Here is a 15,135-nt window from a genome sequence, read left to right as displayed (position 1 = left end):
GAAAGTCCAATCACAACATTAAACCACGGTATTTTTCGCGCAAATGATGGCGAATACCAATAGCCGCTAAATTAAGCCCCACCACAATCACCACCAGCAGCAACGCCGTAGCAAATACCAGCGGGCGAGCGGCTTCTACGTTAGGGCTTTGAAATGCCATATCGTATATTTGGAAGCTCAGGTGCATAAATTTACGTTCTAAATGCAGAAACGGGAAAATACCGTCTACGGGTAAAACCGGTACCGATTTCACTACCCCGACCAACATCAGAGGGGCGGTTTCTCCAGCGGCGCGCGCCACAGCAAGTATCAACCCGGTAATCATCGCCGGTGCCGCCATCGGCAACACAATGTGCCACAGCGTTTCAGCTTTAGTCGCCCCCAGCGCTAGCGAGCCTTGGCGCAAGTTGGCAGGAATGCGCGACAGCCCTTCTTCGGTGGCAACTATCACCACCGGCAGCGTCAGCAAAGCCAGAGTTAACGCGGCCCACAGCACTCCCGGAGTACCAAAAGTAGGGTTAGGCAGAGCTTGTGCATAAAATAGTTTATCCAGCGAACCGCCAATCAAATAGACAAAAAAACCAAGGCCAAACACGCCATAAACGATGGAGGGAACGCCGGCCAGATTAACCACAGAGATGCGGATCATGCGGGTCAGCCAATTTTTTCCTGCATATTCATGTAAATAGACCGCTGCGATCACCCCCAACGGCATAACCACAATCGACATCAGAATAACCATCAGCACAGTGCCAAAAATCGCCGGGAAAACGCCACCTTCGGTATTGGCATTGCGCGGGTTGTCCGTCAGAAACTTATGGATTTGTGCCGCCCAATGACGCGTTTTCTGCCCCAGGCTCATGTCATTGGGATACCAGACACGGCTAATCTGGCTTAGCGGTAAGGGATGAATTTGCCCATTCATATCCCGCAATAGCACGGTATAGCGGCTTTGATCGGTTTGTAAGCTGCGTAAATTTTCCGTCAGAACCTGATGACGCCGCTGCAACTCCCCCCGCTCTGCGGCAATACGATCCTGCACTTTGCTGTCCAGCTCACCGCTCATTTGCAGTCGTTTTTCTTGTAATCGCAACGCTTCAAACTGCTGATTGAGCCTATTCATCTGGCGAAACTGAATGTCATTGGCCTGATTTACCAACCCTTGCACGATAGGAATACGTTTTTGTAACTCTTGTACCAAATCATCACCGACCAGCGGCTGGCCATTATCCAGCATCCCGGCGAGAAAACCGTATGCCGTGCCATTGGTCTGTCGGTCCAGCACCAACAGGTCTTTAGGTCGTGAACGTTGTTGAATATCACGGTCCAGCAAGGTGCGAAAATCTTGCCCCTGAATCTCGCGATTACCGGTCTTAATCAGATAGCGCGTCACGGTGTCACCCGCGTCTGGCGGTAACGTCACGCCAGCTTGCTCCAGTTGCTGACGTGGCAAAGAGTGTTGCTGGTAAATTTCACCAATCACCCTAACCGGCCCTGCTGCGGCTTGCTTGAGTTCAAACTGATACACCGGGCCGGGCCAGAAATAACGCATTCCCTGCCCCGCCAATAACAACACCACGCCCAGCAACGCCAGCAGGCTAATACTGACAGATGCCGCCGTTAGCCAGATCCACGGCGAACCGGATTTAAACCACTTACTTATCAATAAAGGACTTCTCATTGAATCTGTGTTCATCACGCTGACCGCTCCATCTGATAACGCTCACGCAGTCGCAAACGAATAGCTTCAGCGAGCGTATTTACCAGGAAGGTGAAACAGAACAACACCAATGCGGTCAGAAATAGCACCCGATAATGCCCGCTGCCAACCACCGCTTCCGGCATTTCAATGGCAATATTAGCCGCCATTGCCCGCAGCCCTTGAAAAATACTGCCATCGATAATTGGCGTATTGCCGGTCGCCATCAACACAATCATGGTTTCCCCTACTGCACGACCAAAACCTATCATCAACGCAGAGAAAATACCGGCATAGGCCGAAGGCAAAACCACCCGCGTCAAGGTCTGCCACGGAGTGGCTCCCAGCGCCAGTGAACCCTGACTCAATGAGGGTGGTACGCTAAACAGCGCGTCTTCTGCCAGTGAGAAAATGATTGGGATTAGCGCAAAGCCCATCGCAACGCCCACCACCAAAGCATTGCGCTGACCATAATTATCGCCCAACCATTCATGTAACGGTAAGCCCAGCGTCCACCCGGCCAGATGCGGCCCCAGCCACAAGGCCAGCCAGCCGGTCAATACGATAACCGGTAATAGCACAATCACATTCCAGCCCGCAGATAGCCGCCACTGGGCGATATCTGACAAACGGGTGCTGCCCCAACCGCACAACAAAATCGCGGCGGCCAACAACGGCGGTAACAGCAAAATACCCGCCAAATAGCGCTCAATCACTGGAGCCAGCCAAATGCCGGCAATCAAACCGATAACCACGGTGGGGAATGCCCCCATCATCTCTATGGTCGGTTTGACCACACGGCGCAACCCGGCGGACATAAAGTAAGCGGTATAAACCGCCCCAGCCAGTGCCAGCGGAACGGCAAACAACATGGCATAAATCGCCGCTTTTAAAGTGCCGAAGATGATGGGCACCAGGCTGAGTTTGGCCTGATAGCTATCTTGTGCCGAGCTAGATTGCCAGACATAATCCGGCTCTGGATAGTTCTCATACCACACTCGTTGCCACAAACTACGCCAACTGATGTCCGGATAGCGGTTATCTAACTGATAAGCAGACCACCCCGCCGCATTCTCTACCAGCAACTTATCACCCCACGGCGAAAATGCCGCCTGACGAATACCCTCGGGCAGTTTATGTTGCAGCAACGGCGCTGACTGAGTGCTGGAGAAGAGTGACATTTCACCTTGTGGCGACAAAGAGGAAAATACCCGCCGGGCATTTTCGGTGGTGAGTAAGCCCTTCTCGGCGGGGTTAAAGCTACGAATACGCGTAAGATGAAACGGCCCATCGTCAGGCTTGCGCACATCGAACCACTGGGTTAATCCCCCATTAGCGGATTGCACCAATAACGATTTCCCACCCGCCAATAATGCGATGCTCAGTGGCCCATCAGATGCATGTTTATCTTCCACCAGCGCCACGACTTCACGCAGCTTCAGCTCCGGGGCGGATTGGTCAGCATTTGATTGATCAATACGATATTGATAGATATAAAGTTGCTGGCCGGATAATAGATAAAGCAAACGGCCATCCGGCGACAGTGCCAGTTGGTCAACCGTTTTTGGCACATCAGCTAGTTCTGTCACCTGCTGGCCCTGGGCCGTAAATTTCCCAACTAACAAGCGGTTATCGTCAGCGACGGCTGCCACAATAAAGTGCTGAGATTGAGGTTCCGCCAGCACCAGATGCTGCAAATTCTGGCCTTTGGCATCGAAAAGGCGCGGTTGGGTACCCAACGGGAACTGCCAGCGTGGTAGCGACGACGAAAAATCAGGTTGCAGCAGCACCAAGCGGCCATGACTCAAACCAAGGCCGTACAAAGATTGCTCACCTGCTGCGCGACTAATGGAGGCAGGCGTCAGCGACAAGACCTGTTCGCTTATTAGGCTGCCTGCGGGTTCATCGCCTTGAGCGTTGAGGCGGATAAAATAGCCTTTCCCTTGCGTATCAATGCGATAAGCTACATCTCCTTGAGAATCCAAACCCAAGGCAAGCGTGGATGTACTACGATTAACCGCAAACTGATTATGTAGACTGATAGTGACAGGTTTGAACAACGGCAATACGGCATACAATAGATAGACGAAAATCAGCATCAGCGTCAGCAAAACTAACACACCGCTGCCGGTTACCATCATGCGCACCAAACGTTCAATGACAGCCCGGCGCTTATCTCTCCCTGATTGTGTTACAACGCCTGCTTGCTGCATAACTTTCTGTTACCCCATGCCATTCATCTGTTGTTGTCGTCACATCTAATCAATGTATGGCCAGATGACCGAGCATTTTATGTCAGTTTTGTGGCGTTTGCATGACAATGTCGCTGAAAGTTAACTAATGATATCTGTTGGACTTTCTTGTCAATCTTTCGCAATAATGATTATGGACACTAAATACTCCCACAATAATCTGAATGGAGTGGCAATGGGTCAGGAAAAGCTCTACACCGAAAAAGAACTCAGTTGGTTATCTTTTAATGAACGGGTATTGCAGGAAGCGGCGGATAAGAGCAACCCGCTGATTGAGCGGATGCGATTTCTTGGCATTTACTCCAATAATCTGGATGAGTTTTACAAAGTCCGTTTCGCCGACCTGAAGCGGCGCATTCTTATTAGCGAAGAGCAAGGCTCTGCCTTGACCTCTCGCCATTTGCTGAAAAAAATCCAAAGCAAAGTGGTGAAAGCAGATCAAGAATTCGACGGGCTTTATAATGACCTGTTACTGGAGATGGCGCGTAATCAGATTTTCCTGATTAATGAGCGGCAAATTTCCGAGAATCAGCAAATCTGGTTAAAGCAATATTTTAAGCAGCATCTGCGTCAGCACATTACGCCTATTCTGATTAACCATGACACCAATCTGGTGCAATTCCTAAAAGACGATTACACCTATCTGGCGGTGGAAATCATTCGCGGTCAGGAAATCGCCTATGCCCTGCTGGAAATTCCATCAGATAAAGTACCACGTTTTGTCAATTTACCGCCAGAAGCCCCACGCCGCCGCAAGCCAATGATATTATTAGATAATATATTGCGCTATTGCCTTCATGAGATATTCAAAGGTTTCTTTGACTACGATGCGCTGAATGCGTATTCAATGAAAATGACCCGTGATGCCGAATATGATTTGGTTACCGAGATGGAATCCAGCTTGCTGGAATTGATGTCATCGAGCCTGAAACAGCGCCTGACAGCAGAACCGGTGCGCTTTTGTTTATCAGCGCGATATGCCGGATGAAATGGTAGAGTTGCTGCGTAATAAATTGGGTATTTCTAACGATGACTCAGTTATCGCCGGTGGCCGCTACCATAATTTCAAAGACTTTATCAACTTCCCCAATGTTGGCAAAAGCAATCTGGTCAATCGACCAATGCCGCGCTTACGTCATGTCTGGTTTGATAAATTCCGCAACGGTTTTGATGCTATTCGTGAACAAGATGTGCTGCTTTATTACCCGTATCACACCTTTGAACACGTACTGGAATTACTGCGTCAGGCATCGTTCGATCCCTGCGTGCTGGCGATTAAAATCAATATTTACCGCGTCGCCAAAGATTCACGCATTATCGAATCGATGATTCATGCCGCCCATAACGGCAAAAAAGTGACCGTGGTGGTGGAATTACAGGCACGTTTCGATGAAGAGGCCAATATCCATTGGGCAAAAAGCCTGACCGCCGCCGGTGTTCACGTTATTTTCTCCGCACCGGGCCTGAAAATTCATGCCAAACTATTCCTAATATCTCGTCTTGAAGGCGAGGAAATCGTGCGTTATGCCCATATCGGTACCGGTAACTTTAACGAAAAAACAGCCCGAACCTATACCGACTATTCATTATTAACGGCAGATGCCCGTATCACCAATGAAGTGCGGCGGGTATTTAACTTTATTGAAAATCCTTATCGCCCGGTCAAATTTGATAACTTGATGGTGTCACCGCAGAACTCGCGTTTAATGCTGTATCAGTTGATTGATCAAGAGATTATTCATGCTCAGGCCGGTGAAAGCGCCGGAATTACCCTGAAAATAAATAATTTAGTGGATAAAGGTCTGGTAGATAGGTTATATAGCGCCTCCAGCGCGGGGGTAAGAATCCGCTTGCTGGTTCGTGGCATGTGTTCACTTATTCCGAATATGCCAGGAATTAGCGATAACATCCAGGTGACCAGTATCGTTGACCGTTTTCTTGAGCATGATCGGGTATATGTGTTTGAGAATAAAGGCGATAAACTGGTTTACCTCTCATCCGCAGACTGGATGACCCGTAATATTGATTACCGCATAGAAGTGGCAGTTTCGCTGCTGGACCCAAAATTGAAACAGCGAGTGTTGGATATTTTAGAGCTGTTGTTCAACGATACCGTAAAAGCCCGTTATATTGATAAAGAACTGAGTAATCGTTATGTACCGCGTGGTAATAGGCGCAAAGTACGTGCACAGACTGCCATCTATGATTACTTAAAAGCGCTGGAACAACCAGAGCAGTAAGGCTACATCGATGCCTTTGATAAAAAGCCATGCCGTTGAGAAAAAACTATGCCGCTAACGACTAATAGTTCGACTACCGCCAAACCGCAGGAAATTGCGGCCATCGACCTGGGATCTAACAGTTTCCATATGGTTATTGCCCGCGTCGTCAACGGTGCGTTGCAGGTTTTAGGCCGCCTAAAGCAACGCGTCCATCTGGCGGATGGTTTAGACAGCAATAATATGCTCAGTGAGGAAGCCATTGAGCGGGGGCTGGCTTGTCTGGCGCTGTTTGCCGAACGCTTGCAAGGCTTCTCGCCAGATAACGTGTGTATTGTCGGCACTCACTCCTTGCGACAAGCCGCCAACGCTGAAGTCTTCCTTAAGCGCGCCGCCGAGGTTATCCCCTATCCAATCGAGATCATTTCCGGTCAGGAAGAGGCTCGACTGATCTTTATGGGTGTAGAACACACCCAGCCGGAGAAAGGCCGCAAGTTGGTGATTGATATTGGTGGTGGCTCAACTGAACTGGTAATCGGTGAAGACTTTGAGCCTCTGTTGGTTGAAAGCCGCCGCATGGGGTGTGTCAGTTTTGCCCAGCAATTCTTCCCGCTCGGTGAAATCAGTAAGAATAATTTCAAACGCGCCCGTCTCGCCGCCGCGCAAAAACTGGAAAATCTGGCGTGGCAATATCGGATTCAGGGCTGGCAGTATGCCCTAGGTGCATCCGGCACTATTAAGGCGGCCTACGAAGTATTGATAGCGATGGGAGAGAAAGACGGCCTGATCACACCGGAACGCTTGGAAATGCTGGTCGAACAAGTGCTGCAATTCAAACACTTCTCAGCCCTTAGCCTGCCGGGGTTATCTGAGGATCGCCAATCGGTATTTGTACCGGGTTTGGCTATCTTGTGCGGCGTGTTCGATGCGCTAGCGGTCAAAGAGTTACGCTTATCTGACGGTGCCCTGCGTGAAGGCGTACTATATGAAATGGAAGGCCGTTTCCGCCATCAGGATATCCGCCAACGTACTGCCAAAAGTCTGGCTGAACACTACAATATTGACCGAGAACAAGCTCGCCGGGTGCTGGAAACCACGGAGCAGCTCTATACCCAGTGGCTGGCGCAGAATACCAAGTTGGTACAACCACAACTTGAAGCTTTACTCCGATGGGCGGCAATGCTGCATGAAGTGGGTTTGAGCATTAATCACAGCGGGATGCACCGCCATTCCGCTTATATTCTGCAAAATACCAACTTACCGGGCTTCAATCAGGAGCAGCAGTTACTGCTGGCAACTCTGGTGCGAATGCACCGTAAGGGGATCAAGTTAGACGAATTACCGCGTCTGAACTTATTCAAGAAAAAATACTATTTGCCGCTAATTCAGTTATTACGTCTGAGCACATTGCTGAATAATCAGCGCCAATCGACCACCACACCAGAAAGCTTGCGTCTGATAACCGACGACGGCCACTGGACATTACGCTTCCCAGCCGGTTATCTGGCGCAAAATAGTCTGGTTCAGCTGGATTTTGAACGCGAACAGGCTTATTGGGATGATGTGGTTGGCTGGAAGCTTCTTATTGAAGAAGCACCAGAACAGGCCGATGATACTGTAGCCAAAGAGTAATCAGCACAGCTAACATTAATTTGAGATAAACCCTCTGGCAACGCCATTAACACAGGGTTTACCCAAAGTCATTGGTGGTACAGCAAGGCAGCAAGCGAATGAACCCCGATGAGCTTACTCAAGTAAGTGATTCGGGTAAGTGAGAGCAGCTAACACCGCTGTAACGCCATTAACACAGGGTTTACCCAAAGTCATTGGTGGTGCAGCAAGGCAGCAAGCGAATCAACCCCGATGAGCTTACTCAAGTAAGTGATTCGGGTAAGTGAGAGCAGCTAACACCGCTGCAACGCCATTAATACAGGGTTTACCCAAAGTCATTGGTGGTGCAGCAAGGCAGCAAGCGAATGAACCCCGATGAGCTTACTCAAGTAAGTGATTCGGGTAAGTGAGAGCAGCTAACACCGCTGCAACGCCAAGGACGCAGGGTAAAGGTAAATGATGAGAAAACGACCATCCACACAACTCACAAAAATCATCTTATTGGTGAGTTTTCTCATTCTGTTTGGCCGCTTGCTGTACGCGGCGATTGCCTCTATCTCTCATCATCAGGAACGTCAGGAGTCGCAACGGGTAGAGCTTTCGGTTGACGGTGAACTTCCTGGTCCGCATGAGACTGATTTCAGTCCCTAGACTTTGTCTAAACTCGCCCATACTTACTCTATATACTCAAAGTCGTTGACGGTGCAGCAAGTGAATGAATCCCGGTGGCTTACTAAAGTCAATGATTCGGGTGAATGAACGTAGCTAACACGGCTGCAACTTCAAGAACAAAGGGTATACAAGGACACACTATGCCAGTGCCTATAATTCCGGTGTCACTTTCTGCCGCGGTTAAAAAAACCGCCAAAAACAATGCTAAAAAACTGGCCGAAACACGCAACCGGATACTTTCCTTATTACTGAATAATAAAGAGTTGGTTGACTGTATTCTTGGTCGTCAGGCCGAACGAGAAAAGCTCAGTGATGAGCAGTTGTTAGCGCAAACCTCTGAAATCAAACATCTGCTTGATGACCTGCACGCAGCCGACCTCGCAGACTTACTGGAAGCCTTGCCCCATGACGAACGGCTGGCACTGTGGCGGTTAGTCAAAAACGAGAAACGTGGTCAAACCCTGGTTGAAGTCTCTGAAACCGTGTGGGATTCGCTTATCAAAGAGATGAGTGATAAAGACCTGTTAAAAGCCATGCGCACCTTGCATGTAGATGAGCAGGCTTATCTGGCTGAATATCTGCCACGTAACCTGATGGGCCGCTTGCTCACCTCATTGGACCCAGACCAACGGGCCAGAGTTCGTGAAGTTATCCAATATGGCCGTGACACGGTTGGCCAGATGATGGATTTCGAGCTGGTCACGGTGCGGGCAGATGTCACTCTCGCCACGGTGCAACGCTATTTGCGTTATCGGAAAAACATTCCTGATGCCACCGATAAAATATTTGTTATCGACGAGAAGAACACCTTACTTGGCGAACTGCCACTGACCGCGATCCTACTGAATTCACCAAATGCGATGGTGTTTGACGTGATGGAGAGCAACCCAACCACTTTCCAGCCAGAACAAAAAGCGGAAGATGCCGCCGGTGCCTTTGAACGTTATGACTTAATCAGTGCGGCGGTGATTGATGCCAAAGGTAAACTGATGGGCCGTCTGACCATCGAAGAGATAGTTGACGTGGTCAATGAAGAGAGCGATACCACCCTGCGCCGGATGGGGGGGTTAAGCCCGGAAGAGGATGTGTTCTCCCCGGTAGGCCGTGCGGTGCGTACCCGCTGGTCGTGGCTGGCAATCAACCTTTGTACCGCGTTTGTCGCATCACGGGTTATCGGCTTATTTGAAGACACCATCTCGCAGCTAGTCGCACTGGCCGCATTGATGCCCATTGTCGCTGGAATCGGCGGTAATACCGGCAATCAGACCATTACCATGATTGTGCGCGCGCTGGCGTTACACCACATTCAGCAGGGTAATATCACCTTCCTAATGCTAAGAGAGTTAGGTGTTGCGCTGATTAATGGCCTGGTCTGGGGCGGCATTATGGGGGTGGTCACTTATCTGTTATATGGCGATCCGGCAATGGGTGGCGTCATGACACTGGCGATGATGCTTAACCTATTAATGGCGGCGCTGATGGGGGTTATCATCCCGATGACAATGGCCCGTTTAGGCCGTGATCCGGCAATAGGTTCCAGTGTGATGATCACCGCTATCACAGATACCGGTGGGTTCTTCATCTTCCTGGGGCTGGCCACCCTATTCTTAGTGCCGTGATTATGATAATAAATGAATAGTTATCAACCTCGTTTTTCTATACTAAACTTTTGAATACGGGCGTTTTTTGAGTATTGTATGATTTTTAACGTGGTAGGTTTCTTCAGCGGAAACTGAGTGGTTGGCGGGCAAAAAGAAGGCGTAATATGGATCTTAGCGCATCCGAAAAATCGGCACCTGACAATAGAACCATTTTACACATCACTATCATCAGCATAGTGGTGTTTTTGCTGGCACTCTTTTGTATCCGCCTTTCTGAGCAATCTGAAAATCTGGCCCCCCTGTGGTTCCCAACCGCGATCCTGATGGTGGCATTATTCCATCATCCCTCGCGCTATTGGCCGCTACAACTCTTGATGGCGGGGTTATGTATCATCGCGGCCAATTTTATCTTATACGGCGTCAGTGGGTTCCCGGTTCCACTTACGCTGATCAATCTTGCCGAATCTACCGTAGGAGCCTGGCTCCTGCGCAAGCTGCTGCACCCTAAAGACCCTCTCAACAATTTGTTCAGTTGGCTCAAATTCTCGGTTTGTACCGTTATTATTGTTCCGCTGCTCAGTGGGTTGGCAGCAGCCTGGTATCTGGCACCGCAAAGTGGCGAGTTTATCCAGGTGTTTACTGTATGGTTTATGTCCGAAGCCATAGGTATGCTGGCACTGGGGCCGGTAGGGTTGCTTTATCGCCGTGGCTACTTCAATGTTGCTACCAAGTCCAAGGCCCTGTTCAACATGATTTTGATGTTGATAGTGTCACTGGCCGCCTGTTATATCGGGCTGGTTTATCTGCCTTTCCCTTTCACATTTATCATTATGGCGCAGATTTGGGTCGCAATACGCTTGCCGCGTTTTGAAACATTTACCATCTGTTTTTTCGCCACATTAATGATTGCAATGATGATCAATTTCAATCTGTTCGTTCTACCTGGCGATACTAAGCTCTCGGTACAGGCATTTTCCTTTATTCCATTATTGATGGTACTGATACCACCACACGCGATGGCGATGGTCATGCACTCTTTTCGTATGGAAAAAGAGCATATCATCGAAAGCGAAAACCGTTTTCGTAATGCGATGGAATATTCGGCTATTGGTATGGCGCTGGTTTCACCAGAAGGCCAATGGATGCAGGTCAATAAGGCCTTATGTAAGCTGCTGGGCTACAACCAGGAAACCTTACTTACTCTGAATTTTCAGCAAATCACCCACCCGGATGATCTCTGCGCTGATCTGAAATTATTGGATGATTTGTATCATGGCGTTATTCCCAGTTATTCGATGGAAAAGCGCTATATTCGCAGTGATGGCGACGTGGTGTGGGCTTTATTGGTGGTCAGTGTGGTGCGTGACCATGAACAACAGCCGCTCTATTACATCGCGCAGGTGGAAGACATTAATGATTTGAAAAGAACGGAAATCATTAACCGCCGCCTGATGGAACGCATCACGCTAGCTAATGAAGCTGGCGGTATTGGTATCTGGGAATTAGATGTCAAAAAGCAGACTATCAGTTGGGATAAGCGGATGTATGAACTTTATCATATCCCGCTCAATACCCCGGTTGATGACAATGTCTGGCGTCGACACATTCATCCGGAAGATCTCAATCGGGTGAACCGTGAATACAGTGCCGCTCTCAATCAACGTAAACCTTACCGCCTTGAGTTTCGTCTGTTATTACCTAACGGTGAGATCCTCCACCTGCGCAACCAGGCCAATATGATTTGCGATAAAAATGGCAATATCCTGCGTTTAATTGGTACCACGCTGGATATGACTGAGCTGCGCAATCTGACCGAAGAGCTGCACGAAGAAAAAGAGCGGTTGCACATCACGCTGGATTCTATCGGTGAAGCCGTAGTTTGTACTGATCAGGATATGAACATCACCTTTATGAACCCGGTGGCGGAGAAAATGACCGGTTGGGCGAATACTATCGCGCTGGGCCAGCCCATCAGTGAAATTGTCAAATTGACCAACGGGGTCGACGGGCCAGAAATTAGCAATCCCATTGAACATTGTCTGACTAACCGCCCATTCTCCTCACTGAATGCATCGATGGTATTACATCACCGCGACGGGCAGTATTATGATATTCAAGAGTCGGTCGCACCGCTAAAAACGCTGGAAGGGCATATTGTTGGTGCTGTTTTGGTGTTCCAGGATGTCGGCGAGTCACGCGCCATGATGCGTAAACTCAGTCACAGCGCATTGCATGACAACCTGACCGGCCTGCCTAATCGCGCTGATTTTGAGATCAGACTCAAAGCAGCTATTCAGAAAGCTTCCGACCTCGATCAGCAACATGCATTGGCATTCCTCGATCTCGACCATTTTAAAACCATTAACGACACCGCCGGCCACCCCGCCGGAGATGCCTTACTGAAAGAGCTGAGTCAGTTGATGCGACAGCACTTACGTAGCAGTGATTGTGTGGCACGCTTAGGGGGGGATGAGTTCGGTCTGCTGATGCTTAATTGCACCCTGCCCCATGCTAAAGCCATTACCCAAAGCCTGGTTTCCATAATCAATGGCTATCATTTTTATTGGGAAGATAAGCTGTACCGCATTGGTGCCAGCGCGGGTGTGACGCAAATCAGCAGCAGTAATAATCAGCGCAGTGAAATTATGGCTCAGGCAGATATCGCCTGTTATACCGCCAAACGCAGTGGTCGTGGCCAGGTTTATTTGTATCAGCCACAGCAAAAACAGTTACTGGCACGCCAGCACCAATTACCTGGCCTCGAAAAAATAGAAAGCATTATCAATAATAACCAACTGTCACTGCTGATGGCACCCACTGCGCCGCCTAAAACCCCGCTGTCAGTCTGCTTCTATCAGGTCAGTGTCGAAGTTACGCGCTCAGATGATATGTTCATTAGCCAGGCCGCCTTTGAAGAGGCGGCGCTGCTGTACGGTTTATTACCGCGGGTAGATAGCTGGGTTTGTGAACAGTTGCTGCTGACGCAGGCCAAAGCCATTAATCGCAAAGGGTTAGCACTGGCTATCCCGTTGTCTGAAGTGGCGCTGCTCAAAGAGGAATTCCGCCAATCATTGCTGACACGGGTACAACAAACGCAGTTAACGCCGCAAAGTCTGTACTGGATAGTTGATGAATCAACACTGCTGCAATACCCGCTGGTGGTGGGTAATTTCCTCGCCAAGCTACAACAACTGGGTTGTAAGTTAATTATTAAAGAGTTCGGCCATAACCTGAATGATTTTGACCTACTGACCGCTCATACCATTGATTATTTAAAATTTAACAGCGAGTTAATTACTAATATTCATACTAATCAAATGGATGAAGTATTGATTTCAATTATCAATGGCACCGCTCAACGCGCCAGTATCGGCACGATTGCAGGCCCGGCAGACTTACCGCTGACGCTCACTAAATTGATCAGTCTCGATGTAGCACTGGCAGATGGTGAAACCATTGGCCCCGCAATCCCCCTGCGTGACTTACTCAACAGCGGCTATTTTGCCGTCAAATAACCCGCTCATAATGTTACCCTCGCCGCCCCCATTAAAAAATCATTGACATGAACATTGCCCCGCTGCTCACTCTCGGGTAAAGTCGCACCCCTTTATTTGGCCTGGGGAGCAATTATGTTCATTGGATTTGACTACGGCACAGCCAACTGCTCGGTTGCCGTGATGCGGGATGATGCTCCCGAATTGCTAACGCTGGAAAATAACGACGTCTACTTGCCCTCCATGCTGTGCGCGCCAACACGGGAAGCGGTGAGTGAGTGCCTGCACCGCCACTGGCAGGTGCCGACCGGCAGTGACGAAAACCAGCAATTATTACGCCGGGCCATTGCATTCAATCGTGAAGAAGACATTCCTGTGGCTGCCGACAGCCTGACATTCGGCCTGTCAGCCCTCGCCCACTATATCGAAGATCCCGAAGACGTTTACTTTGTAAAATCGCCCAAATCCTTCTTGGGTGCCAATGGCCTAAAACCACAGCAACTGGCGTTGTTTGAAGATTTGGTCTGCGCCATGATGTTCCATATCAAACGTCAGGCAGAATCGGTGCTGGCCGCCGACATCAGCCAGACGGTGATTGGCCGCCCGGTGAACTTCCAGGGTTCTGGCGGTGAAGACGCCAACCGTCAGGCGGAAGGGATCTTACTGCGCGCCGCCCAACGCGCGGGTTTTCGCGATATCGCCTTTCAGTTTGAGCCAGTAGCTGCCGGGCTGGATTTTGAAGCCACACTAACAGAAGAAAAAACTGTGCTAGTGGTGGATATCGGCGGTGGAACCACTGACTGTTCAGTGCTACTGATGGGGCCAAAATGGCAGGGTTTGGCTGATCGCCAGCAAAGTTTATTGGGCCACAGTGGTTGTCGCGTCGGTGGGAATGATCTGGATATCATGCTGGCGTTTAAGCAACTGATGCCGCTATTCGGCATGGGGAGCGAGACTGAAAAAGGCATTGCGATGCCATCGCTGCCATACTGGAATGCGGTTGCCACCAACGATGTTCCGGCTCAGAGCGATTTCTATAGCAGCGTCAATGGCCGCTTCCTGCGCGATTTGATTCGTGATGCGGCCAATCCACAACAAGTTGAACGCCTGTTGAAAGTCTATCAGCAGCGTTTGAGTTATCGTTTAGTTCGGGCGGCGGAAGAAAGCAAAATTGTTCTGTCCGAACAGGCACAAGTGGCGGCAGCACTGGGCTTTGTTGAACCAGAATTGGGCCAGACCATCAGCCAACAGCAACTGGCAGAGGCTATCACTCAACCACTGCAACGCATCCAAGAGCAAGTCAGTCTGGCGCTTTCGACCAGCCATATCACGCCAGATGTGATTTACCTGACCGGCGGCAGCGCGCGTTCACCGTTACTACGCGCGGCCTTGCAGCAGCAGTTACCGGGGATCCCATTAGTGGGTGGTAATGATTTTGGCTCAGTTACCGCCGGGTTAGCGAGGTGGGCGCAGACGCTATATCGGTGATATTGATGATGGTGATTAGTGATTAGTGATTAGTGATTAGTGATTGGTTCGGTTGTTAGAGCACCGGATCATTATTTCGGTTGATAGTCGTTCTGTTAT

The 15,135-nt window shown here is 49.6% G+C and carries 7 protein-coding genes and 1 pseudogene; 6 read left to right on the top strand and 2 right to left on the bottom strand.

From position 1 onward, the window contains the following. Positions 1-10: 10 nt before the first annotated feature. Together pstA and YALDO0001_RS17670 are read right to left on the bottom strand one after the other, a co-directional pair. Positions 11-1,696 carry a phosphate ABC transporter permease PstA gene (gene pstA, locus YALDO0001_RS17675; protein WP_049595962.1) on the bottom strand — a complete coding sequence of 562 codons (1,686 nt, stop codon included), beginning with the start codon at positions 1,694-1,696 and terminating at the stop codon, positions 11-13. After that, positions 1,696-3,912, bottom strand: coding sequence for an ABC transporter permease subunit (locus YALDO0001_RS17670; RefSeq protein WP_004705161.1), 2,217 nt, complete (start codon positions 3,910-3,912; stop codon positions 1,696-1,698). Before YALDO0001_RS17670 ends, pstA begins: the two co-directional genes overlap by 1 nt. A gap of 214 nt (positions 3,913-4,126) precedes the next feature. Here YALDO0001_RS17670 and ppk1 point away from each other — a divergent pair. The 6 genes and pseudogenes from ppk1 (at position 4,127) to yegD (ending at position 15,036) form a co-directional block, all read left to right on the top strand. After that, a pseudogene (ppk1, locus tag YALDO0001_RS17665) lies at positions 4,127-6,191 on the top strand (polyphosphate kinase 1). Positions 6,192-6,239: 48 nt separating this feature from the next. Further along, a complete protein-coding gene (gene ppx / locus YALDO0001_RS17660) occupies positions 6,240-7,802 on the top strand; it encodes an exopolyphosphatase (protein WP_004705156.1) in 1,563 nt (520 codons plus the stop codon). Positions 7,803-8,240: 438 nt separating this feature from the next. Continuing rightward, positions 8,241-8,432, top strand: coding sequence for a YfgG family protein (locus tag YALDO0001_RS17655; RefSeq protein ID WP_042840459.1), 192 nt, complete (start codon positions 8,241-8,243; stop codon positions 8,430-8,432). Between the two features lie 161 nt (positions 8,433-8,593). Continuing rightward, positions 8,594-10,072, top strand: a complete 1,479-nt coding sequence (gene mgtE / locus YALDO0001_RS17650) for a magnesium transporter (protein WP_049595960.1) — start codon at positions 8,594-8,596, stop codon at positions 10,070-10,072. 146 nt (positions 10,073-10,218) lie between these two features. After that, positions 10,219-13,569 (top strand): diguanylate cyclase, encoded by a 3,351-nt coding sequence (locus tag YALDO0001_RS17645; protein WP_004705151.1) that lies wholly within the window; start codon positions 10,219-10,221, stop codon positions 13,567-13,569. Between the two features lie 114 nt (positions 13,570-13,683). Beyond that, positions 13,684-15,036, top strand: coding sequence for a molecular chaperone (gene yegD / locus YALDO0001_RS17640; RefSeq protein ID WP_004705150.1), 1,353 nt, complete (start codon positions 13,684-13,686; stop codon positions 15,034-15,036). Positions 15,037-15,135 lie beyond the last annotated feature (99 nt).

This window comes from Yersinia aldovae ATCC 35236 (genome assembly GCF_000173735.1).
Classification (GTDB): domain Bacteria; phylum Pseudomonadota; class Gammaproteobacteria; order Enterobacterales; family Enterobacteriaceae; genus Yersinia; species Yersinia aldovae.
This window is presented reverse-complemented; position numbering and strand designations above follow the sequence as displayed.